Source organism: Gemmatimonadota bacterium, from assembly GCA_041390105.1.
Classification (GTDB): Bacteria; Gemmatimonadota; Gemmatimonadetes; order Longimicrobiales; family Gaopeijiaceae; genus JAGQIF01.
In genome coordinates this window covers 851,599-873,944 of sequence record JAWKQO010000001.1, presented here as the reverse complement: position 1 = coordinate 873,944, position 22,346 = coordinate 851,599, and the positions used below count along the sequence as shown (strand labels likewise).

18 protein-coding genes are annotated in these 22,346 nt (G+C 68.8%); 3 read left to right on the top strand and 15 right to left on the bottom strand.

The genetic code is table 11. From position 1 onward, the window contains the following. Positions 1-266 precede the first annotated feature (266 nt). On the top strand, positions 267-3,491 hold the full coding sequence (locus tag R3E10_03965) for a carboxypeptidase regulatory-like domain-containing protein (protein MEZ4414886.1): 3,225 nt from the start codon (positions 267-269) through the stop codon (positions 3,489-3,491). 141 nt (positions 3,492-3,632) lie between these two features. Here R3E10_03965 and add read toward each other — a convergent pair whose 3' ends face one another. From add to lexA, 14 genes are all read right to left on the bottom strand, one after another. Further along, entirely contained in the window at positions 3,633-4,658 is a 1,026-nt protein-coding gene (gene add, locus R3E10_03960) for an adenosine deaminase (GenBank protein ID MEZ4414885.1), read from the bottom strand. Between the two features lie 48 nt (positions 4,659-4,706). Continuing rightward, the gene (purF, locus tag R3E10_03955; GenBank protein ID MEZ4414884.1) at positions 4,707-6,161 is read right to left on the bottom strand and encodes an amidophosphoribosyltransferase; all 1,455 of its coding nucleotides are present in this window, start codon (positions 6,159-6,161) and stop codon (positions 4,707-4,709) included. Beyond that, positions 6,161-8,443 carry a phosphoribosylformylglycinamidine synthase subunit PurL gene (purL, locus tag R3E10_03950; protein ID MEZ4414883.1) on the bottom strand — a complete coding sequence of 761 codons (2,283 nt, stop codon included), beginning with the start codon at positions 8,441-8,443 and terminating at the stop codon, positions 6,161-6,163. Before purL ends, purF begins: the two co-directional genes overlap by 1 nt. A 20-nt stretch (positions 8,444-8,463) precedes the next feature. Then, complete coding sequence (gene purQ, locus R3E10_03945; GenBank protein MEZ4414882.1) at positions 8,464-9,162, bottom strand: phosphoribosylformylglycinamidine synthase subunit PurQ; 699 nt, start codon at positions 9,160-9,162, stop codon at positions 8,464-8,466. Beyond that, positions 9,159-9,425, bottom strand: a complete 267-nt coding sequence (gene purS / locus R3E10_03940) for a phosphoribosylformylglycinamidine synthase subunit PurS (GenBank protein ID MEZ4414881.1) — start codon at positions 9,423-9,425, stop codon at positions 9,159-9,161. Before purS ends, purQ begins: the two co-directional genes overlap by 4 nt. Continuing rightward, the gene (gene pssA, locus R3E10_03935) at positions 9,422-10,279 is read right to left on the bottom strand and encodes a CDP-diacylglycerol--serine O-phosphatidyltransferase (GenBank protein MEZ4414880.1); all 858 of its coding nucleotides are present in this window, start codon (positions 10,277-10,279) and stop codon (positions 9,422-9,424) included. Before pssA ends, purS begins: the two co-directional genes overlap by 4 nt. A 24-nt stretch (positions 10,280-10,303) precedes the next feature. Beyond that, positions 10,304-10,981, bottom strand: coding sequence for a phosphatidylserine decarboxylase (locus tag R3E10_03930; protein ID MEZ4414879.1), 678 nt, complete (start codon positions 10,979-10,981; stop codon positions 10,304-10,306). After that, a complete protein-coding gene (locus R3E10_03925) occupies positions 10,978-11,925 on the bottom strand; it encodes a phosphoribosylaminoimidazolesuccinocarboxamide synthase (protein ID MEZ4414878.1) in 948 nt (315 codons plus the stop codon). Before R3E10_03925 ends, R3E10_03930 begins: the two co-directional genes overlap by 4 nt. Beyond that, entirely contained in the window at positions 11,922-13,373 is a 1,452-nt protein-coding gene (gene purB, locus R3E10_03920; protein ID MEZ4414877.1) for an adenylosuccinate lyase, read from the bottom strand. Before purB ends, R3E10_03925 begins: the two co-directional genes overlap by 4 nt. Continuing rightward, positions 13,373-14,776, bottom strand: a complete 1,404-nt coding sequence (locus R3E10_03915) for a trypsin-like peptidase domain-containing protein (protein ID MEZ4414876.1) — start codon at positions 14,774-14,776, stop codon at positions 13,373-13,375. The genes purB and R3E10_03915 overlap by 1 nt, the downstream gene beginning before the upstream one ends. A 6-nt stretch (positions 14,777-14,782) precedes the next feature. Then, positions 14,783-15,439, bottom strand: a complete 657-nt coding sequence (fsa, locus tag R3E10_03910) for a fructose-6-phosphate aldolase (GenBank protein ID MEZ4414875.1) — start codon at positions 15,437-15,439, stop codon at positions 14,783-14,785. A gap of 4 nt (positions 15,440-15,443) precedes the next feature. Beyond that, positions 15,444-16,262 carry a tRNA pseudouridine(38-40) synthase TruA gene (gene truA, locus R3E10_03905; protein MEZ4414874.1) on the bottom strand — a complete coding sequence of 273 codons (819 nt, stop codon included), beginning with the start codon at positions 16,260-16,262 and terminating at the stop codon, positions 15,444-15,446. A gap of 93 nt (positions 16,263-16,355) precedes the next feature. After that, the gene (locus R3E10_03900; GenBank protein MEZ4414873.1) at positions 16,356-16,508 is read right to left on the bottom strand and encodes a hypothetical protein; all 153 of its coding nucleotides are present in this window, start codon (positions 16,506-16,508) and stop codon (positions 16,356-16,358) included. Between the two features lie 40 nt (positions 16,509-16,548). Then, complete coding sequence (gene lexA, locus R3E10_03895) at positions 16,549-17,157, bottom strand: transcriptional repressor LexA (GenBank protein ID MEZ4414872.1); 609 nt, start codon at positions 17,155-17,157, stop codon at positions 16,549-16,551. Positions 17,158-17,414: 257 nt separating this feature from the next. Between lexA and R3E10_03890 the strand changes: the two genes are divergently transcribed. After that, positions 17,415-19,154, top strand: a complete 1,740-nt coding sequence (locus R3E10_03890; protein ID MEZ4414871.1) for a HEAT repeat domain-containing protein — start codon at positions 17,415-17,417, stop codon at positions 19,152-19,154. A 1-nt stretch (position 19,155) separates the two neighbouring features. After that, positions 19,156-20,604 (top strand): HD domain-containing protein, encoded by a 1,449-nt coding sequence (locus tag R3E10_03885; GenBank protein MEZ4414870.1) that lies wholly within the window; start codon positions 19,156-19,158, stop codon positions 20,602-20,604. Positions 20,605-20,672: 68 nt separating this feature from the next. Here the strand turns inward: R3E10_03885 and R3E10_03880 are convergent, their stop codons facing one another. Further along, positions 20,673-22,277 carry an NFACT RNA binding domain-containing protein gene (locus R3E10_03880; protein ID MEZ4414869.1) on the bottom strand — a complete coding sequence of 535 codons (1,605 nt, stop codon included), beginning with the start codon at positions 22,275-22,277 and terminating at the stop codon, positions 20,673-20,675. Positions 22,278-22,346 lie beyond the last annotated feature (69 nt).

Below are 22,346 nucleotides of genomic sequence, written 5' to 3'. Positions count from 1 at the left end.
CCCCCGTCCGGCTTCGGCCGGGCGGGGGTTTCGTCTTTCTACGACCCCCGCCGACCCACGACGTCAAGTGTTTCCTCCAACCCGTCGGGAAGCGGTAACGCAGCCGTAAACGGGGGCCTTCCTCCCGTTCACTCCGACCCCCCCGTTACATAGCTTTAGATGCTGCTCAGTGGCTGCCTCCCCCCTTGCAGCCCTGACACGGAGACCCCGCGGACGACGGCCCTTGTCCGGTGTCCGCTTATCCAGAAAAAAGGAGTGATGGAGCGATGCGGCTCAAACGTCTGTGCGGACGGATGGGGCTGCTGATTCTCGCGCTCGGGCTTCTGCCCGGCGTGGGAGCAGCTCAAAGCGTGACCACCGCGACCGTCAGCGGTCGAGTGACCGGTCCGGACGGGACCGGCGTCACCGCGGTGGAGGTGGTCGTGACGAACCTCGCCACGGGATTCACCAAGGCGACGCTCACCGGGGACAACGGCGTCTATGTCGTTCCCGGTCTCCAGGTGGGTGGTCCCTACCGGGTCAGCGTCTCGGCCCTTGGATACGCGACGCAGGAGCGGAGCGGGTTCACGCTCACGCTCGGCCAGAACCTCTCCCTGACCTTCCAGCTCGCCGTGCAGGCGGTGCAGCTCGAGGGGCTCGAAGTCACGGCCACGGCGACGCGGGAGCAGGTGATCAACCCCGCTCGCACCGGTGCCGAACAGCTCGTGACGGAGAACCAGCTGCGCACGCTGCCCACCATCACCCGCAACTTCACCGACTTCATCGCGCTGAGTCCGCTGACCAGTGGCGCCTCGGTGGGTGGTCAGAACAACCGCTTCAACAACATCCAGATCGACGGTGCGGTCTCCCAGGACCTCTTCGGCCTCGGTGCCACCGGGCAGCCCGGCGGCCAGGCCGGAGCCCGCTCCATCTCGATCGAGGCGGTCAAGGAGTATCAGGTGCTGGTGGCGCCCTACGACGTCCGCCAGAGCGGCTTCACCGGCGGGCTCATCAACGCGGTGACCAAGTCCGGCACCAACGACGTGCATGGGTCCGCGTACGCCTACTACCGGAACGAGAGCTTCCTCCGGGAGACCTTGGATGTGCGGGGGCAGACGTTCTCCGCCCCGGGCGAGTTCACCAACCGCCTGCTGGGAGCTACCGTCGGCGGCCCCCTGGTCCGGGACAAGGTGCACTACTTCCTGTCCGGCGAGTTCGAGACGCAGGATTCCCCCGCGGGCGGGCTGGCCCTGGGGCGTGACCCGGTCACGCAGACCGGCATCGCCGACGCGGACGCCGCCCGCTTCGTGCAGCTCCTGCAGAGCCAGGGAGCCAGTGCGGGCGAGGGCGGCCCCTTCACGGTCGAGAACCCCAACCGCAACCTGTTTGCGCGCATCGACGCCCAGCTGAACGCCAACCACGTGCTCACCCTGCGGCACAACTACGTGCGTGCCGAGGACGATGTCACGGTCAACCGGTTCCCGGGCTCGAACTACTCGTTCGACTCGAACTTCTACTTCTTCGGGTCGACGACCAACTCGTCGGTGGCCCAGCTCAACTCGCAGTTCGGGAAGTACTACAACGAGTTGACCTTCGGCCGCACGGACATCGAGGACCGGCGCACCCCGCGGGAGCGCTTCCCGGTGGTGCAGGTGAGCGTGCCCAACCAGGCGGGCACCGGCACCAAGCGTCTGATCGCGGGCGCGGAGTTCTTCTCGCAGGGCAACGAGCTTGATCAGACCAGCTGGGAGATCACCGACAACGTGACCTTCTCGGCCGGTGATCACCGCCTCACCTTCGGGGCGCAGAGCCAGTGGTACAGCTTCCGCAACCTGTTCGCGCCGGGCATCACCGGCGAGTGGACGTTCAACTCGCTGGACGACCTGGCGGCCGGTACGCCGAGCTCCTACCGGCGCGGCGTGCCCTACCGGCCGGGCCTGGACCTGAATGCGCGCTTCACCGTGAATCAGCTGTCCGCGTACGGGCAGACGGAGTGGACGGTCCGGCCGAACGTGGTGTTCACGGCAGGGCTGCGCTACGACGTACCGCTGGTGGGAGACAAGCCGGAAGCGAACGCCGACGTGGCCGCCGCCTTCGGTCGCAGCACCGACGAGGTGCCGTCGGGCAACGGGATCATCTCTCCGCGCCTGGGCTTCAACTGGGACGTCTTCGAGGACCAGAGCCTGCAGGTGCGTGGTGGCGCCGGCATCTTCACGGGCCGCTATCCCTACGTGTGGCTGTCGAACCTGTACAGCAACACCGGGCGCTTCCAGGTGACCATCAACTGCTCGGCCTCTGGTTCGAACATGCCGGCCTACACCCTGGACCCGGACAACCAGCCCACGACCTGCGCCGCGGGCGGCACGCCGGCACCCCCGCTGGCCGTGATCAACGTGGTGGATCCGGACTTCCAGTGGCCGCACGCCTGGCGCTTCAACCTGGGTGCGGACAAGCAGCTGCCCTACGGTCTGGTGGCTACCGCCGACTTCCTCTATACGAAGTCCGCCAAGCAGATCCTGCTGCGTGAGCTGAACGTGAACTTCGCCTCGCCCGTGACCACGACCCAGGGCGGGCGGCCGGTCTTCGGCACCATTGCGGCGGGTGCGATCGCCGACGGTGCGGACAACCGCAGCGTGGCTTCGCCCAACCGCATCAACTCCACGGCCGGTCTGGCGGTGGTGGAGCTGGGCAACAGCGACCAGGACCGGTCCTGGAGCAGCACGCTGCAGCTCCAGAAGCGGTATGCGGACGGGTATGAGCTGAACGGCTCCTACACCTACGCGCGGGCGGAGGACCTGAGCGGCCTCACGTCGTCGATCGCGACGTCGAACATCGGGTTCAACCCGGTGCAGGGCAGCCCCAACGACCCCGTCTTGTCGACGTCCGACTACGAGACGCGCCACAAGGTCGTGCTGAGCGGGCTGGTGGACCTGGGGCAGTACGTGAGCTGGTCGTGGTTCTACATCGGCAACTCGGGCGGGCGCTACAGCTACGTCTACGACGGTGACGTGAACGCGGACGGCTTCGAGGCGTCCTACGCCAGCAACCGCTTCAACGACCTGCTCTACGTGCCCTCGGGCCCGGGCGACATCACGCTGACGGATCCGGCGGACTGGAACGTGCTCAACGCCTTCATCGAGAGCGAAGCCTGTCTGGCGGAGAACCGGGGACAGATCCTGACCCGTAACGTCTGCCAGGGTCCCTGGCAGAACCGGGTCGACACGCGCTTCACCTTCAAGGTGCCGACCGTGACGGGACAGCGTGCCGAGATCACGCTCGACGTCTTCAACGTGCTCAACCTGTTGAACCAGAGTTGGGGCATCAGCGAGGGGCCGCAGTTCGCCGGGCTGGACCTGCTCCAGCTGCGCGGCTGGGACACGGCCAACAACCGCGGGATCTTCCGCCCCACCGGGCGGCTGCGGTTGGACGACGACGGCAACGCGGACCCGCTCAGCGTCTTCGACCTGAGCTCCCGTTGGCAGATGCAGCTGGGCGTGCGCTACGCCTTCTGATCGAGAGGTAGTACGAAGTGTGACGGCCCCGGGGGAGACCCCGGGGCCGTTTTGCTTGGGGCGCCCGTTCCATCGGTGCGGGAGGGGAGGGGATGTCGGTGGGGTTGCGGAGGGGAGAGGGGCCCCGGCGCGCTCCGACCGTCAGTCGGCGCCCAGACGGGCCGCCTCGGCGTCGAACTCCCGGAGCAGGGTCTGCTTCTCGTCCCAGGGCAGGAAAGCGCTCTCGAAGCCCATGCGCGCCAGGCGCACCAGCTCCGTCCAGGAGAAGGCGAGGTGGTCGTGGGCCAGCACGTACTCGTCGGTGACCGTGGTACCGCTGATGAGGCGGTTGTCCGTGCAGAGGCTCAGGACCAGGTCGGCGTCGAAGTAGCTGCGCAGCGGATGGTCGTCGTAGGAGGGGACGGCCCGGGTCTGCACGTTGGAGGTCAGGCAGACCTCGATGGGGATCCGGAAGTCCCGCATGTAGCGCAGCAGGTCCAGGTCCTCGTACAGGCGGGTGCCGTGACCGATGCGGTTGGCCCGGCAGTAGTGCAGCGCCTGGTGGATGGACTCGGGGCCGTAGGCCTCTCCGGCGTGGATGGTGGTGGCCATGTTCTTGTTGATGACCGTGAAGAACGCGTCCTTGTGCTTCTTGGCCGGGTAGTTGTACTCGGCCCCGGCCAGGTCGAACGCCACCACCCCGCGGCCCTTGAAGGCCACCGTCAGATCTGCGAGGTCACGTGAGGTCGCAGGGTCCATGTTGCGGATCCCGCAGATGATGAGCCCGGTGCGGATCCCGAACTCGGCTTCCGCCCGCTGCAGACCCCGGAGCGGCGCCTCCACGGCCTCGGTCAGGGGAAGGCCCTCCTGGGTGTGCAGGATGGGCGAGTAGCGGATCTCCACGTAGCGCACGTTCTCGCGGGCGTTGTCCTCGGCCAGCTCGTAGGCGATGCGCTCCATGGCGGCAGCGTGCTGCATCAAGGACAGGGTCACCCGGAACTTGTCGAGGTACTCCTCGAGATTGTGCGCGTCCCGGGCCAGCATGAGGTTGGCCAGCTCCTCGGGATCGGTGGAGGGGAGGGGGATTCCACGCTCCGAGGCCAGGTCGATCATGGTGGCCGGCCTCAAGCTGCCGTCCAGGTGCACGTGGAGCTCGGTCTTGGGGAGGCGCTGCAGCCGGTCGCGCAAAGGGGTGTGGGGTTGAAGGGTGAACGCAGTGGACCGCTTCGGCCCACCTCAGCAGCCTGGTGGCAGCCCCGCCGCCTGGAGTCCCTGTTCGACGTCGACCAGAGGCGCCGGGTACTCGCCTGAGAAGCAGGCGTTGCAGAACGGTCCCGCCTGCCGCACCGCGTTGTTCATGCCGTTCAGGGAGAGGTAGCCCAGGGAATCGACACCGAGGGTTCGAGCGATGTCGGCGACCTCCAGGCGCGAACCGATGAGCTCGTCCTGGCTGGGCATGTCGATCCCGTAGAAGCACGGGTGGCGGACGGGCGGGCTGGCGATGCGGAAGTGCACCTCGCGCGCTCCGGCAGCCCGGATGAAACGTACCAGGCTCTTGCTGGTGGTACCGCGGACCAGGGAGTCGTCCACCACGATCACGCGGCGGCCGTGCAGGACCTCCCGCACGGGGTTGTATTTGATGCGGGCTCCGAAGTCGCGGTCCGCCTGGGAGGGGCGGATGAAAGTGCGGCCCACGTAGTGGTTGCGAAGCAGGCCCAACTCGTAGGGGATGCGGCTCTCCTCGGCGTAGCCCAGTGCCGCGGAGTTGGCCGAGTCGGGCACGGCGATCACGCAATCGGCGTCGACCGGGTGCTCGCGGGCGAGCTGGCGGCCGAAGGCGCGCCGGGCCCGGTCCACGCTCATGCCCCAGATGCGGGAGTCGGGGCGCGCGAAGTACACCAGCTCGAAGATGCAGGGAGAGGGTCGTGCGGCAGCGGGCAGGGAACGCAGCCGCGTCAGCCGTGAACCCTGGATCTTCAGCACCTCGCCGGGTTCGATGTCGCGGATGTACTCGGCCCCGATGATGTCGAGCGCGCAGGTCTCCGAGGCGACGATGTGTCCGTCGCCCTTCTTGCCCAGGACCATGGGACGGAAGCCCCGGGGATCCCGCACGGCGTAGAGGGTCTCGCCCACGCTAATGACGAGCGAGAAGGCCCCCTCGAGCTGTGTGAGGGCATCGTCGATCTGGCCCTCCACGGAATGGTGCCGGGAGCGGGCGATGAGGTGGACGATGATCTCCGAGTCGCTGGAGCTCTGGAACAGCGCGCCCTCGGAGACGAGGCGCTGCCGGAGCTCGAGCTGGTTGGTGAGGTTGCCGTTGTGGGCGATGGCCAGGTGCCCTTCCGCGTAGCGGACCACGATGGGCTGGGCGTTCTGCAGCACGCTGCCACCGGCCGTCGAATAGCGCACGTGGCCCACGGACACGCTGCCCGGAAGCCGAGCCAGCGAGTCGGCGGTGAACACGTCCGACACCAGCCCCTGGCCCTTCTGGAGGCGCGCCTCACCGCCGTCCAGCGCCACGATGCCGGCCGACTCCTGCCCGCGGTGCTGCAGGGCGTAGAGCGCCAGGTAGGCGAGCTCGGCGGCACCCGAGATGCCCGAGACCCCCACCACGCCACACTCCTCGTGCGGACGGTCGTCCAGATGGGCGGCCGCAACGTCGGCGGATGGCGGCACGGTGGGGAGGCGCATCAGCTCTCTCCGTCCAGTTGGTTCATGAGGGCACCCAAGGTTCCGTGGTAGCGTTCGGCCAACGCGTCCGTGGCGAGGTCCACCTGGCAGCGCGGGGACGCGACCCGGAAGCCCCGGCTCCGCTCGACCACCGTTCCCAGGCGCCGGGCCGGAACGTCGTGTTGGGCCGCAGCGGACAGGACCTCGGCGACCCGTGCTTCCGGGCACGACACCACAATGCGGCCCTGGGACTCCCCGAACAGCAGTGCGGTGCCGTGGAGGTCGTCCTCCAGGGTCACGTCGACGCCGAAGGGGCGTTCCGGGTCGGCCAGCGCGCACTCCACCAGGGCAAGAGCCAGGCCGCCGTCCGAGCAATCCTGCGCCGACTCCAGTACGCTCTCCTCGGCCAGCGAGAGCATCAAGCGTTGCAGCGCGCGCTCGGCCAGCAGGTCCACCTCCGGGGGCATGCCCACGACCTGGCCGCGATGGTGAGCCGCGTACTCCGAGCCGCCCAGCTCCCCCCGGTTGGTCCCCAGGAGCAGGATCGCGTCCCCCTCCGACCGGAAGCCGGAGTGGAGCGTGCGCTCCACGTCCTCGATCACGCCGACCATCCCGATCACCGGGGTGGGCAGGATGGCCACGCCGTCGGTCTCGTTGTAGAAGGAGACGTTGCCGCCCGTGACGGGCGTCTCGAACGCCGTGCAGGCCTCGGCCATGCCGAGGACGGCCTCCCGGAACTGGTAGTAGATGTGGGGTTTGAGCGGATTGCCGAAGTTGAGGTTGTTGGTGATGGCCAACGGCAGGGCGCCCACGCAGACCAGATTGCGCGCCGCCTCCGCAACGGCGATCTGCGCGCCGCGGCGGGGGTCCAGGTAGACGTAGCGTCCGTTGCAGTCCGTGGTGGCGGCCACAGCGCGGTTCGTTCCCCGGATGCGCACCACGCCGGCGCTCCCGCCCGGCCGCTCCACGGTGCTGGAGCGGACGGTGGAATCGTACTGGCTGTGCAGCCAGGTCTTGGCGGCCAGGTTGGGAGCGCCCGCCATCTCCAGCAGGTCGGCGGACAGGTCCCCGTCCTTCATCAGATCGGCGAGCGGGTCCGCCCGCAGGCCTGCCATATGCGCGGCCTCGACACCCTCGCGCTCGTAGGTGGGACAGCCGTCCGTCAGCGGCAGCGCCGGGATGTCCGCCACCACCGTGCCGTGTTCCAGGATGCGGAAACGGCCGTCATCGGTGACCGTGCCCACCACGGCGGCCTCCAGCTCCCACTTCTCCAGGATCTTGCGGACCTCGTCCTCGCGGCCGAGCTCGGCCACCACCAGCATGCGCTCCTGGGATTCGGAAAGCAGGATCTCGTACGGGGTCATGCCCGATTCACGCACGGGCACGTCCGCGATCTCCAGCGCGATGCCGTTTCCGGCGCGCCCCGCCATCTCGGAGGCGCTCGAGGTGAGGCCCGCCGCGCCCATGTCCTGGATGCCGGTGATGTGACCGCTCTTGATCAGCTCCAGCGACGCCTCCAGCAGGAGCTTCTCGGTGAACGGGTCGCCCACCTGAACCTGGGGACGGCTGTCCTGCGAGTCCTCGCTCAGCTCCTCGCTGGCGAAGGTGGCGCCGTGGATGCCGTCGCGACCGGTGCGGGCGCCCACCGCCATCATGGAGTTGCCGACACCGGCGGCCTCGCCCTTGATGAGGTCGTCATGCCGCATGAGGCCCAGGCACATGGCGTTGACGATCGGGTTGCCGTCGTAGCCCGGGTCGAACTGGACCTCGCCGCCGATGTTGGGGATGCCCACGCAGTTGCCGTAGTCCCCGACGCCTTTGACCACACCGCCGAACAGGTAGCGCACCCGAGGCGAGTCCAGCGTTCCAAAGCGTAGGGAATCGAGCACGGCGATGGGCCGCGCGCCCATGGTGAAGATGTCCCGCAGGATGCCCCCGACCCCGGTCGCTGCACCCTGGTAGGGCTCGACTGCGGACGGATGATTGTGGGACTCGATCTTGAAGGCGAGGGCATAGCCGTCGCCGATGTCGATCACGCCCGCGTTCTCACCCGGTCCCTGGATCACCCAGGGCGCCTTGGTGGGGAGCAGGCGCAGAAGGCGCTTGGAGTTCTTGTACCCACAGTGCTCGGACCACATGGCGCTGAAGACACCGAGCTCCGTGAAGGTGGGATCGCGCCCCAGGATCCCCCGGATGCGTTCGAACTCGTCGGGGCTGAGACCGTGGTCGGCAACCAGCTCCGGCGTGATCTCGGGATCGCCGGGACGAGGGAGGGGCGGAGAGACGAGCGTGGCGTCAGTCACGGTGCGGGGCGGTTCCGGGTTCAGGTTCGCACGAGAGAGGAGAGCAGGGACGTGAAGATCCCGCGGCCGTCGGTGGAGCCCAACAGAGCCTCCATGGCGCGTTCCGGATGGGGCATCATGCCCATCACGTTCCCACGTTCGTTCAGGATGCCGGCGATGTAGCGGGCGGACCCATTGGGGTTGTAGGCACCGGCCTGCCCGCCGTCTGGCGTGCAGTAGCGGAAGGCGACCCGCCCTTCACTCTCCAGGCGGTCGAGCGTGGCCGCGTCGGCGTGGTAGTTTCCATCCGCGTGCGCGATGGGAATGCGCAGCACCTGGCCCGGCTGGTAGTCCGACGTGTAGAGGGAGTCGCCGCTCTCGACGCGGAGCCAGACATCCCTGCTGTTGAAATGGCGATGATCGTTGCGCAGGAGAGCCCCCGGCAGCAGTCCGGACTCGCACAGGATCTGGAAGCCGTTGCAGATGCCCAGCACCGGGCCTCCACGCTCGGCGAAGCGGATGACGGCGTCCATGATCGGGCTGAAGCGCGCGATGGCGCCGGGACGCAGATAATCGCCGTAGGAGAAGCCGCCCGGGAGCAAGACCACGTCCGCGTCTCCCAGGTCGGTTTCCCGGTGCCACACGAACGTGGGCACGGCGCCCACCATCTTGAACGCATGGTAGGCGTCGTAGTCGCAGTTGGAGCCGGGGAAGGTGACGACGGCGGCACGCAGGCTCATACGGGCTCCGCGACGGCGATCCGTTCCACCTCGAAATCCTCGGTGACCGGATTGGCCAGCAAGCGGCGGGACATGTCCTCGGCGGCCTGACGCGCATCCGCCTCACTGGATGCGTTCAAGCGCACTTCGATGGACTTGCCCACCCGGCAATCCTGCACACCACCGAATCCGAGCGAATTGAGCGCGTGGTGGATGGCCTTGCCCTCCGGGTTCAGGAGGCCGGGGCGCGGGCTCACTCGGATCTCTACCAGGTACTCGGTCACGAAAGGTCCTCCACGGAGTCGGCGGGGCGGGTCGGTTCGGTGCGGCGGCTGGAGCCGTACGATTCGTAGTCCACGGGACGCTGTGCTTCCGCCACGCTCTCCTGGTCGAGCAACGGGTCGCGGTCCGGCAGGCGGTCCAGCAAGCCCAGCACGAAGCTGCGGAGCAGACCGCTGAGTGTGTAGGCGGCCAGCGCGGGGAAGAAGTAGTAGCGGGGTACGGTGATGGCCAGCGCCACGCCGGCCGCCATCAGGGCGGCACTCAACGCACCGGTCCAGGAGCGGAGATTGATGCGGGGCACCACCGCGTAGGGCACGTGGCTCAGCATGAGCACCGAGACCATGACCACCATGGTGGCCAGGACCTCGGGTGATGCCCACCCCTGCAGGTAGGTCTGGAAGAAGGGGGTCTGGCTGAACGGGTAGAACGTGGCCAGCAGCATGCCTCCCGACGGGGAAGGCAACCCAAGGAAGTGCTTATGCGCCTTGCCGCCCTGCTCGATGTTGAAGCGGGCCAGACGGATCACCACGGCGGCCACGTGCGTGAAGGGCACCAACCATCCCCACCCCTCCGAGAAGAAGACCGCGTACATCAAGTAGGCCGGCGCCACACCGAAGGAGATGGCGTCGACCAGCGAGTCGAGCTCCGCCCCGAACCGCGAGCCGGTGCGCGTGAACCGCGCGATGCGCCCGTCCAGATTGTCGGTGATGGCGGCGAAGACGATGAGCCAGGCCGCCAGGATGGCGTTGCCCCGGTCGGCCAGCACGATGGCATAGAGGCCGAAGAAGAGGTTGGCCAGTGTAAACGCCGACGGCAGGATCAGGATGCCGCGTTGCAGTCCGGAATCGCGCTTCAAGATCACGGTCGAAGTGTCCCCCGTTCAGGCAGCGGGTGCAGGCATGCGTGCGACCACGGTTTCTCCGGCGCGGACCCGCGTCCCCACCTCGACCAGCACAGGCCAGTCGGCCGGCAGGAACAGGTCCACCCGGGACCCGAAGCGGATCAACCCGATGCGTGCGCTTCGTTCTACCCCCTCGCCCACGACGGGATCGGTGACGATGCGCCGCGCGACCAGTCCAGCGATCTGACGGACCAGCAGCCGGCCGCGCTCGGTCTCGAAGCCGAGGGTCGCCCGCTCGTTGGCCTCGCTGGCCTTGGGTTCCCAGGCAGCCAGGTACAGACCCGGATGGTAGTCCTTGAGCGCCACGGTACCACGCGCCGGCGCCCGCTGCACGTGCACGTTGAAGACGGAGAGGAAGATGGAGACGCGCACGGCCTCGCCGCCGATGAAGGTCGGCTCCGGCATCCGCACGATCTCGATCACGCGGCCCTCGGCGGGCGCCACCACGGCGTCGGCCTCGCCGACCGGCGCGGGCAGGGGATCGCGGAAGAACCAGAGCGAGAACAGGCCGAAGGCCGCGGCCAGCGCGGCCAGCGTCATGAGGACCGGACCGGCGGCGGCCGCCCAGGACTGCAGCGAGCGGGCAGCGTGCGCCAAGACGCTCCCGAGGAGCAGGCCGCCCACGACGAACGGGATGCCCTCGGGTGCGAGTCTCATGCTTCCCCCTGGGTCCGGGGGGGCTCGAAGTCGGTCAGCGCTGTGCCCGTGAGCCGCTGGAAGATCTCCAGGTAGCGAGCGGTGGTGCGCTGCACCACCTCGGGCGGCAGCGGCGGCGGGGGTGGCTGCTTGTTCCAGTCGAGTCCGTCCAGGTGGTCGCGGACCGGTTGCTTGTCCAGAGAAGGTGGCTGCGTGCCTGCGCGGTAGTGCTCGGCCGGCCAGAAGCGCGACGAGTCCGGGGTCATGACCTCGTCGATCAGGCGCAGCACTCCGGAAGCGTCGTGGCCGAACTCGAACTTGGTATCCGCCAGCAGAATGCCGCGCCGGGACGCCGTCTCGGCTCCGAACCCGTAGATCTCCAGCGAGAGCGCCCGCAACGTGTCGGCCGTCTGGGCGCCCACCGCCTGCCGGACGCCCTCGAAGGGGATGTTCTCGTCATGGCCGCTGGTGGCCTTGGTGGCCGGGGAGAAGATGGGCGGGTCGAGACGGGCGCTCTCGACGAGCCCCGTCGGCAGCGGCTCGCCCGCCAGCGTGCCCGAGGCCCGGTACTCCTTCCAGGCCGAGCCGGCCAGGTAGCCTCGCACCACGCACTCGATGGGGAGAGGCGTGGTGCGCCGCACCAGCATCGAGCGTCCTTCCCACAACGACGCCGGCACAGCGGCCAGGGCCGGGACCTCCTCACGGATCACGTCGGGGTGGGCGCTCAGGAGGTGGTGGCGCACGCGGCTGCCCAGACGATCCAGCCACCAGGCGGTGATCTGGGTGAGGACCACCCCTTTGTAGGGAACGCCCTCCGCCATCACCACGTCGAAGGCGCTCACCCGGTCACTGGCGACCATGAGCAAACGCTCGGCGTCCACCTCGTAGACCTCCCGCACCTTGCCCCCATGGACCCGAGGCAAGGGCAGGGTGGGTCGCACCAGCGCTTGGGGAAGCGAGGTCATACCCGCACCTCCGCGGCCGGAACGCTCTGCCCCTGCAGTCGCTCCGCCCAGGCCTCCAGGGTCGGCGCCACCTCGTCGTCCAGGAAGTCCTCCACCTGCTTGGGCGCCCGGCCCACGAAGCGTCTCGCGTCGACCAGGGCGTCGATCTCGGCGGCGCTCAGTCCGAAGGCCTCGTCTGCGGCGATGCGCGCGCTGAGATCGTTGTGCGTTCCTCCGGCCTTCAGGTGGGCCGCCGCGGCATGCGCGTGTTGGCGGATGCGCTCGTGCAACTCCTGTCGACTGCCGCCCCTCTGCACTGATGCCATCAGGACCGACTCCGTGGCCATGAAGGGGAGCTCCTCGGCCAGATGTCGACCGATCATGGCGGGATGGACCACGAGACCGTCCGTGACGTTCTCGGCGAGCACCAGCATCCCGTCCGTGGTGAGGAAGGCGTCCGGAATGGAAAGGCGGCGGTTGGCCGAATCGTCCAGGGTGCGCTCCAGCCACTGGGTGGCGGTGGTGTAGGCCGGGTCGGCGGACAGCGCGATCACGTGGCGGGCCAACGCGCAGATGCGTTCGGAACGCATGGGATTGCGCTTGTAGGGCATGGCCGAGGACCCGATCTGCTCACGCTCGAACGGCTCCTCCACCTCGCGCAGATGGGCCAGCAGCCGCAGGTCGTTGCCGAGCTTGGAGAGCGACTGGGCGATGCCGGAGAGCGTGGCCAGCACGGCCGCGTCCGTCTTGCGCGTGTAGGTCTGGCCGGTGACCGCGAAGCGCCGGTCGAAGCCCATCTTCTCGGCCACGCGCCGGTCGAGCTCCTCGACCCGGTCGCCACGTCCGTCGAAGAGTTGGAGAAAGGAGGCCTGCGTTCCCGTGGTGCCCTTCACGCCGCGGAAGCGCAGCGTGTCCAGGCGGAAGGCCAGCTCCTCTAGATCCAGCAGGAGATCCTGGATCCACAGCGTGGCCCGCTTGCCCACCGTGGTGGGCTGCGCCGGCTGGAAGTGCGTGAAGCCCAGCGTGGGCAGCGCGCGGTGTTCGCGCGCGAAGCGCGCCAGCGACGCGACGGTGCGCACCAGCCGACCCGCGAGCAGCAGGAGCGCGTCCCGGTGCAGCACCAGGTCGGTGTTGTCGCCCACGTACGCGCTGGTCGCTCCCAGGTGCACGATTCCCTTGGCGGTGGGGGCGGCGTCGCCGAAGAGGTGCACATGCGCCATGACATCGTGGCGGAAGCGGCGCTCGTACTCCGCGGCGCGCCCGAGGTCGATGTCGTCCAGGTGCGCGGCCATCTCGGCCAGCGCTCCCTCGGGAATGTCGAGCCCCAGCTCCCGCTGCGCTTCCGCCAGCGCGAGCCACAGGCGCCGCCAGGTTCCGTAGCGGCGACGCGGAGAGAAGATCTCCTGCATGGCCGCCGACGCATAGCGATCGCCCAACGGGTGGTGGTAGCGGTCGAGCTCCTCGCCCATCAACGGACTCTCAGGTCGTAGGTGATGTAGCGGCCGCCGCGCTCATAGATGAGCCGCAGTCCGCCGCCTCGACGAACGACATCCTCCAACGCAGCCGAGGCTTCCTCGGCCGTTGTGATCACCGCCTGGTTGACCCGTCGGATCACGTCTCCCGATGTGAGCCCCAAGCGCGCGGCCGTGGTTCCCCCCACCGCCGTCACCAACGCTCCTTCTTCACTTGCGAGCCCCAACTCCGCCTGGATGGCGGACGTGACCGTGATCAGCTCGAGACCGTCCAGTGCGGTGATGCGTGGCGCTGAAGCGGAAGGCAGGGTCGTGGCCGTCAGGTGCACGGCGTCCCGCATGCCTTCGACCTCCAGGGTGACCTCGTCACCTGCGCGCAGGTCGAGGAGCACCGCCTGATAGTCGAGGGGGCCGGTCATGGCTCGGCCGTTGGCCCGCACGATGCGGCGGCCGGCCAACAAGCCCGCCTGCGCTGCGGGGGAGCCCCCGGCGACCAAGGCGATCTCGACGCCGCTGGTGCGGCCCCACTCGTCTGCCTCGGCGGCCTGAACCCGCAGTCCCACCCAGGCACGGTCGACCCGTCCGTCATCGGACAGGTCCCGTGCGATGCGCATGGCGCGGTCGATGGGAATCGCGAAGCCCAACCCCTCGGATCCGCCACTGCGCGAGAAGATCGACGTGTTCACGCCGATCACCTCTCCGAGTGCGTTGACCAGGGGGCCCCCGGAGTTGCCCGGGTTGATGGAGGCGTCCGTCTGGATCATGCCGAGATAGAAGCCCGCGTCGGCCGCGTCCGGGACGATGTGGCGCCCGAGCGCGGAGATCACGCCTGCGGTGACGGTGGGCTCCGAGTTGGACAGCAGATTCCCGAAGGGATTGCCGATCGCGATGGCCCATTCGCCGATGAGGAGGCCCTCCGAGGTGCCCATCGGTGCGTGCGGCAGGCCTCCCTCGGACGTGCGCAGCACGGCGATGTCCGTGGTGAGGTCGACGCCCTGCAGCTCGGCCTCGATGTCCCGTCCGTCCGGGAGGGTCACGCGCAAGCGCTCCGCCCCCTCGACCACGTGGGCGTTGGTGAGGATGTGTCCGTCGGCGTCGTAGATGAAGCCCGACCCCAAGCCCGCGACGATCTGCGTGCGCCCGCCCCCGAAGAACGGATCGAAGAAGGCCGACGCCACCCGTTGGCGTCGGAGCACGTGCACGCTCACCACAGCGGGAGAGACGCGCTCGGCCGCACGCACGATCGCGGTGGCGCGCGACGCATCGATCTGTTGGGCTACGGGTGGCACCTGCGCCTGCAGGGTGTCCACCATGCCTCCCGATTCACCGTTGCCGCCGCACCCTGCGGAGGTCAAGACGGCCAGGGAAGCCAGCAGGAGTCGATGCACGTTCGCGCGCATGGTGGATCAGAGCTCCGCGCCCAGTGCTTTCCAGTCCTCCATGAAGCGCTGGAGGCCCAGGTCGGTCAGGGGGTGTTTGAGCAGCTGATAGAGCACCGAAGGCGGGATGGTGGCGCAGTCGGAGCCCAGTCGCATCGCCTCCACGAAATGGCGGGGGTGCCGGACGGAGGCCGTGAGGATCTCCGTGTCGATCCCGTAGTTGTCGTACGTCTCGCGGATCTCCGCGATCAGGGCCATCCCATCCTGGGCGATGTCGTCGAGGCGACCCACGAAGGGCGAGATGTAGGTGGCCCCCGCCTTGGCGGCCAGGAGAGCCTGCGGGCCGGTGAAGCACAGCGTCACGTTGACGCGGATGCCCTCGTCGCGCAGCTGGCGACAGGCGCCCAGACCCTGCTCGGTGAGGGGCACTTTCACGACGATGTTGTCGTGGATGTCGGCGAGACGTTTCCCCTCGGCGACCATCTGCTCGGTGCCCAGCGCCACCACCTCTGCGCTCACGGGCCCGTCCACGCTCTCACAGATCTCCTTGAAGATGACGCGGGGCTCGCGTCCGGCCGCCACCTTGGACAACAGGGACGGGTTGGTCGTGACCCCGTCGATCAGGCCGGCCTCCGCCGCGCGGCGGATCTCGCCGATGTCGGCCGTGTCCAGGAAGATCTTCATCGTTTCAAACGACTCCGGAGTTCAAGGTGAACGGGGTGGAGAGAGACGCGAGGTCAGGGGCCGCGTCTCCCGGATAACGTACGTGCGCCAGGAAGAGTCCGGAGGGGGGGGCCGGTGGCGAGGTCCGCAGGTCGTCGTCCCCGCCCAGCAGACGATCCAACTCCGCCGCCGCGCGGCGACCGCGGGCGATCTCCACCATGGTGCCTACCAGATAGCGCACCATGTGGTGCAGGAAGCGGTCGGCGCTGATGACCAGCTCCCACCCCAGGTCCCAGGGACGCCACTCGGAGCGGATGACGCGGCAGCGCTCCCCGCGCTCCGGTTGACCGGCCCGCGCGAAGGCCTTGAACGAGCGTTCGCCGAGCACCTGGCCGGCGAGCTCGGACAGGCAGGCGCCGTCGAGCGTGGCGTCCAGGGGCCAGCAATAGGGGCGGATGAACGGCGAGTGCGCGCCGGGAGCGGTGCCCACCCGGTACACGTAGGTCCGTTCCAGGGCGTCGTAGCGGGGATGGAAGGCGAGCGGTACGTCGGCGACCTGCTCGACCCAGATGTCGGCGGGCAGGAGCGCGTTGAGCGCGCGACCGAAACCTTCGGCAGTCCAGGTTCCGGGAACCAACACCGATGCGACCTGACCGGTGGCGTGGACGCCACGATCGGTACGTCCGGAGGCGAGGACGGTGCGGTGCGCGCCAGTCAGGCGCTGAACGATGCGCTCCACCTCACCCTGTACCGTCGGAGCGTCGGGTTGAAGCTGCCAACCGAAGTACCGGGTCCCATCGTAGTGGAGTGTAACGCGGAGGCGGATGTCCTCCAGGGAGCTCACCCGGGGAAAGGTAGATCGGCCCTGAGGCAAGTCAACCCGAACGCGAGCCGCGCGGTCCGCGGGTGAGTCGCGGATTCCGCGGCCCGCAGGGGGTCACGCCTGTGCGACGCGCAACCCGCTCACCGGGCGAACCAGGGCGCGCAGCTGCCAAGGGCCAGGAACAGGTGTTTGCTGGCGACGCCGGTTGAGCAGCACGATCTCGGTGGAGCGGGGGGTGAGCCGACCGATGGCGAACGGGACACGCATGTCAGTTTCCTCCGGGTCGTGAGCGACCCCGTGCAGAGTCTCAGTACTTTCGGATCACACCCACGACCACGCCTTGCACGGCCACGTCTTCGGCCGACACGACGATGGGCTGCATGGTCTCGTTGGCAGGCTGCAGTCGAATCCGGTTGCCCGGCTCGCGGTAGAGCTTCTTCACCGTCACGGAGTCCCCACCGACGAGGGCCACCACCATCTCTCCGTCGGCGGCCGTCTGCTGCGAGCTGACGACGATGTAGTCGCCGTCGCGGATCTGCTCGTCGATCATGGAGTTGCCCTCGACGCGCAGCACGTAGTTCTCCTTGCCGCGCCGGATCATGTCCACGGGCACGGAGAGCCGTTCGTGGTCGGTCACGGCCTCGATGGGAAGACCGGCCGCGACGGCCCCGAGCAGGGGAAGCTCGATGGCGGAGTTGTACTCGTCCTCCCGTACCACCTCGAGGCTGCGGCTCTCGTTGTAGGCCTTCCGGATGTAGCCTTTGCGCTCGAGGTTGCTGAGATGCTCGTGCACCGTCGCCAGGGAGGCGTAGCCGAATGCCTCGGCGATCTCCTCGAAGCTGGGTGCGTACCCGGACTCGTCGATGAACGACTCGATGTAGTCCAGGATCTCTTTCTGCCTCTTGGTCAGGGGCATGTGGGCCACTCCCTCCAGGGGTCCCGAACAAGAACCGAATAGAGGATAACCCGAAGGGACCCCGAAGCGCAACCGGCGCCCGTGCCCGGAGGTCGCGGGGAGCCGAGGGAGGGCCGGGGGTTGCCTTTTGCGCCGGACGGGGGCCTTTTCATCCGGTTGACCGGTAGCCAGAATCCCCCGGTCGGGGGCCCGGGGGGGCGCTGTGCGACTCCCGGTCCGCGGTGGGCGAAAACTGATCGGAGCCGAGCAGGAGTCGAGTGAGGCCGTTGGCGTCGAACCTTCCCGGCGGGAATACGCCGGACGGCTTTGAGATCCCGGAGCTGCCGCTCGACGACGCCCGTGACCTGTTCACGGTCCTGCAGAAGGCGCTGCGGGCCTTCCAGCTCTACGACGAGAACAACCCGGTCTACCAACGGTTCGTCCAGAACCTCCGGGTCGCGTTCGAGAAGCTGTGGACCGAAGTCGACGAGCTCCGCATCCAGATCGAGGAGGACCGCTTCCTCTGGTTCGGGGAGGAGGTCTATCGCAACGACACCCGCTCCGAGTCCCTCGCCTTCCTCTTCTACAAGGACGGCATTCGCGACGTCCAGTTCCTGAAGGGCGTCGAGCAGGAGGAATTGGAGGCGCTGCTCCGGGTGCTGCAGCGTGCGCGCTCGGTGCGGGCCGAGGGCGAGGACCTGCTGACCATCCTATGGGACGCCGACCTGCACCACCTCGAGTACCACTACGTGGATCTCCTGGCGGAGGGCGTCGAGGTCCCGGAGAAGGACCCCGGGTCGCTGGACCTGAGCGCCGCCTGGCAGGGGGAGATCGTCGAGGACGAAGCCACCTCCCAAGGTGAGGTCGCGACCGCCGCCGAGCCGGAGCCCCCCAAGGCCAAGATCGGCGCCGAGGACTTCAATCCGACCCTCTACTCCTTCGACCCGCGTGAGGTCGAGATCCTCAGGCGCGAGGTCGACCGGGAGATGCAGCGCGACATCCGCGCCGATGTGCTCTCGGCCCTGTTCGACCGCATGGAGGATCAAGGGCGTGCCGAGCGGCAGTTCCTGATCCTGGACATCTTCGGCACCCTTCTGCCCAGCTTCCTGTCCAAGGGGGAGATCAGGTCCGCCACCCTCCTCCTGGAGGGCGTGCACGCCATGCTGGCCACGCGCGGCGTCCTCTCCGAGGAGTCGGTGCGTCGGGCCAACGCGGTGCTGGACGAGGTGAGCGGGTCGGAGGCGATCGAGGAGCTGGTGTTCGCGCTGGCAGACGGCGGGATCGACGTCGGGCCCGCCGAGCTCTCGCAGTTCCTCCAGTACCTGCGCGGGGGCGCCCTGGAGCCGCTGCTGCGCGCGGCCATGGGGTCGGAGGACAAGCGCATCCGCGCCCTGCTGTTGGAAGCGGTGGCCGCCATCGGCAAGCGGAATCCGGCGGGTGTGCTCCACCTGCTCGAGGTCAAGGACGAGACGGTGCTGGCGGGTGCCTGCCGCATGGTGGGGGAGATGGCGCTGGGCGACGCCGGCCCCCGGCTGGCGGAGCTGGCCCGCCACACGTCCGCCGAGGTGCGCCTGGCCGCGGTCGAGTCCTCGGCCAAGCTCCGCGTCTCGACGGTGGCAGCCGGGTTGGAAGCGGCGCTCAAGGACCCCGATCGCGCCGTTCGCATCGCGGCGGCCCGCGGTCTCGGCGATCTGCGCTACCGTCCGGCGGCCAAGGCCCTCAAGACCGTGGTGACCGGCCGCGCCATTCGCACCGCCGACATCTCGGAGAAGATCGCGTTCTTCGAAAGCTACGGCGCCGTGGGGGGCGAGGAAGCGGTGGAGCTGCTCGGGAACCTGCTGAACAAGCGCGGCCTTCTGGGGCGCCGGGAGCCGGAGGAGATCCGGGCCGGAGCGGCGTTGGGGTTGGGTCGGGCCGGAACGCCCAAGGCGCATGAGTACCTGCGGGCCGCACAGACGGCCACCGAGCCCGTGGTGCGCAGCGCGGTGGGGCGTGCCCTGCGGATGGAGCGGGAGTAGCGTGGACGAGCGTCAGCCCCCTCACGACCGCGCGGCCGCTGCCAAGGCGCAGGAGCAGGGGCGCCACTATCTGGCGTCCCTCTACGCGCTGTTGCGCGCCCTCAAGTTCTACCCGATCGAGAACGAGACCGTCCAGCACGCGCTCGACGAGCTGCACACCTTCACCACGGGCGTGCTGGCGGAAGACGGGTCGTTGGAGCTCCGCGTGGTCGGCGAGTTCTTCTTCGTCAACGAGACCCGTCTTCGCTTGGAGCTGACCAACTACTCGACCTTCGGAAGCATCGGGAAGGTGTTCGCCGACCACGGCCTCGGAGAGGTCACGGTGTTCCAGGGCGTGCGCCGTGAGGAGTGGGCTCCTTTCCTGTCGCTGCTGCTGCGCCGCCCCCAGGGGGACGACCCCTACGAGGCGTTCATGGAAGGCGTGGAGGGGGCGCAACTCGCCAACCTGCGCTTCCGACCCGAGAGCGAGGTGCACTCGCCGGAGTCCGAGGAGGAGGAGAAGCTACAGGCGGCCAAGCGCACCTACGTACGCTCCGTGAAGGTGGCGAAGGACGTGCTCACGGACGTGCGGCTCGGCAGGGCCGTGAACGTACGCAAGGTCAAGCGCGCGGTGCAGACCATCGTGGATCAGGTGCTCTCGGACGAGCCCTCGCTCCTGGCCATGACCACGTTGCGGGACTTCGACGAATACACGTTCACGCACTCCGTCAACGTCTGCATCTTCAGCCTGGTCATCGGGCAGCGGCTGGGGCTGGACAAGCGGCAACTCTACGAGCTGGGCCTGGGCGCGCTCTTCCACGACGTCGGCAAGATGAAGATCGACTCGGCCATCATCAACAAGCCGCGTGGTCTCACCGACGAGGAGTGGGGCATCCTCAAGGAGCACCCCACCGAGGGCATGCTGTCGCTCTTCGAGATGAAGGGGTTCGCGGACATTCCGTACCGGCAGATGCTCATCGCCTACGAGCATCACATGAAGATCGATCTGACCGGATATCCGCAGAACAAGCGCCCGCGCATGCCGGCGCTGTTCTCCCGCATCGTCGCGGTCGCGGACGCCTTCGACGCCGGGACCTCGATCCGCAGCTACCAGTACGAGCCCTGGCCTGCGGACGAGGTCCTGCGGGAGATGCGAGAGAACCCGCGCCGGGGATTCGATCCACTGCTGGTGCGCGCGTTGATCAACGCCACCGGAGTGTTCCCGGTGGGAACGTTGGTGATCCTCGACACGCTCGAGATGGCGGTGGTCTCGCAGGCAAACCCCGATCCCGAGCACCTGCACCAGCCCCGCGTGGTGGTGATCTCCGACGCGATGGGCGTGCCTCGGCCGGAGACCTACATCCTGGACCTGTCGGAGCGCGACCCGGTCACGGGTGAGCCCAAGCGCTCGATCATCAAGACCACCGACCCCCAGAAATACGGGATCCGCGTCTCGGACTTCATCACCTGAGTCCGAGGGCCCCGCGACGGGCCACCGGCCAGGTGCCCGGAATCCCCCGACGTTGGGCGCCGACCGGTTCAGACGTGTTGGTCGAGTCCGTCCTCGCCCCCCTGCAGACGCTCAGCCAGGTCGGGGTCCGGGCGCGCCATGAGCGTGGCACCGCGCTCGAGCACCACCGACCCCGGCTTGGAGCCACGAGGCTTGCGCACATAGCGGCGCCGTGTCCAATCCACCGGGACCACGGCGGAGTGACGGGCGGCCGAGTGCAGGGCGGCCAGCGCTGCAGCCTCGTCCAGATCCCTTGCCGGTGGGGCCTCGTCCCGGTCCCAGCGCAACAGCACGTGTGCGCCCGGGACGCCCTGCGCGTGCAGCCAGACTTCGGCCGGGCGCGCGACGTGGAAGGTGAGCTGGTCGTTCTGGCGCGCGCCCTTTCCCACGAGGATGGCGAGGCCTCCGGAGCTGGTGTAGCGGCGGTAGGGCAGGGGCGCCTGACTCCCGGGGCGGCCCCGCGCCGAGCCGGGCACCGCGCCTCTCAGCAGAGGACGGAGCTCCTCGGGACCCCAGTGACCGCTTCGGAGTCGCTCGAGCGCTGCCGCTGCCTGCTCCTTGGCCGCGCGCGTCGCCGCGAGGCGGCCGGGGAGGTCACGCAGGGCGCGCTCCGCCTTGCGCGCCTGTGCGTACAACGCCTGAGCATTCTCCTGCGCGGTCATGCTGGGGTCGAGACGCATCTCCACGGGCTCGCCCGCAAAGCCCTCCAGCACCAGACGCTCGGCCCCGCGGGGGACCTGGTGCAGCCGGGCCAGAAGGAGGTCGGCCTGCGTGCGCATCACCTCGGCGCGCTCGGCTTTCTGCGTCTGCCGCTCCAGAGAGCGCTCCTTGCGGGCAAGCTCCTCGACCCGTTGTTCCGCCCGTCGCAGAACGTCGCTGGGAAGAGACGGCGGTGGTGGCGTTGGACCCGCGTCCAGGAGATCGGAAAGCGGGGACGAAGGCAGCGAGCCCAGCGGATGCGGGTAGGGCTGTGGCCCCGCCGGAAGGAGGAGCAGGGTGGGAGCCGGGTCCGCGCCGCGTTGCAGTGTGCGCCACAGCTCGAAGCCGCCGTCGGCGTCGAGCAGTTCCGCCGCATTGATGGGGCTGCTCCAAGCGAGCTCGCGCACCAGCGCGGTCTCCCGCTCCTCGCCGGGCAGGGAAGCGATGAACGCGTCCCACTCCGCTCTGAGCGGCGTCACCTCGGCCCAGCGTCGCCGGCTGGGCTCGGGCGGCTGGTAGCCCTCGCCCGTGGAGCGCAGCGGGTCGGCGCGCAGGGCGGCGGCAACGCGACCCCCGGACACGAGGAAGACATTCGAGCGACGCGGGATCAGCTCGATCTCCAGACGTTGTTCCCGTGGCGCGCCCCGCACGCGCCGGAGCTCCACCGTCAGTCGCCGCTCGTCCGGTGGGGAAGAGACCGCGGTCACCCGTGCGGGGAGGCTACGACTCCCCGGGTACGGCTCGGTGGCAGCACGCCACAGCACGGACGGTTCCGGCCCGTCCAGCCGGATCTCCAGCGTGCCGGTGCGGAAGAAGGCGTACGCTGCCGGCGCGGAGCGGTCGAAGTAGAGCGCGCGCAGGCGTGCGTCACCCAGGCGGCGGCCCAGCTCGCCGGCGACGGCGCGGACGAGCACCGAGTCCCATCGAGACGACATGGGTGCAACCTTCGCAGGTAGAGCGACCGCGGCCAAGGGACGGTCGCCGCTTCCCGGGGGCGCTTGATC

What these genes read in the sequence shown, in the direction of transcription:
- lexA (MEZ4414872.1), bottom strand. Translation starts at nt 17,157, where the DNA reads ATGCCCCTGACCAAGAGGCAGAAAGAGATCCTGGACTACATCGAGTCG.
- R3E10_03915 (MEZ4414876.1), bottom strand. Translation starts at nt 14,776, where the DNA reads ATGCGCGCGAACGTGCATCGACTCCTGCTGGCTTCCCTGGCCGTCTTG.
- fsa (MEZ4414875.1), bottom strand. Translation starts at nt 15,439, where the DNA reads ATGAAGATCTTCCTGGACACGGCCGACATCGGCGAGATCCGCCGCGCG.
- R3E10_03880 (MEZ4414869.1), bottom strand. Translation starts at nt 22,277, where the DNA reads ATGTCGTCTCGATGGGACTCGGTGCTCGTCCGCGCCGTCGCCGGCGAG.
- purQ (MEZ4414882.1), bottom strand. Translation starts at nt 9,162, where the DNA reads ATGAGCCTGCGTGCCGCCGTCGTCACCTTCCCCGGCTCCAACTGCGAC.
- R3E10_03965 (MEZ4414886.1), top strand. Translation starts at nt 267, where the DNA reads ATGCGGCTCAAACGTCTGTGCGGACGGATGGGGCTGCTGATTCTCGCG.
- R3E10_03925 (MEZ4414878.1), bottom strand. Translation starts at nt 11,925, where the DNA reads ATGACCTCGCTTCCCCAAGCGCTGGTGCGACCCACCCTGCCCTTGCCT.
- R3E10_03930 (MEZ4414879.1), bottom strand. Translation starts at nt 10,981, where the DNA reads ATGAGACTCGCACCCGAGGGCATCCCGTTCGTCGTGGGCGGCCTGCTC.
- purB (MEZ4414877.1), bottom strand. Translation starts at nt 13,373, where the DNA reads ATGGGCGAGGAGCTCGACCGCTACCACCACCCGTTGGGCGATCGCTAT.
- R3E10_03900 (MEZ4414873.1), bottom strand. Translation starts at nt 16,508, where the DNA reads ATGCGTGTCCCGTTCGCCATCGGTCGGCTCACCCCCCGCTCCACCGAG.
- purF (MEZ4414884.1), bottom strand. Translation starts at nt 6,161, where the DNA reads ATGCGCCTCCCCACCGTGCCGCCATCCGCCGACGTTGCGGCCGCCCAT.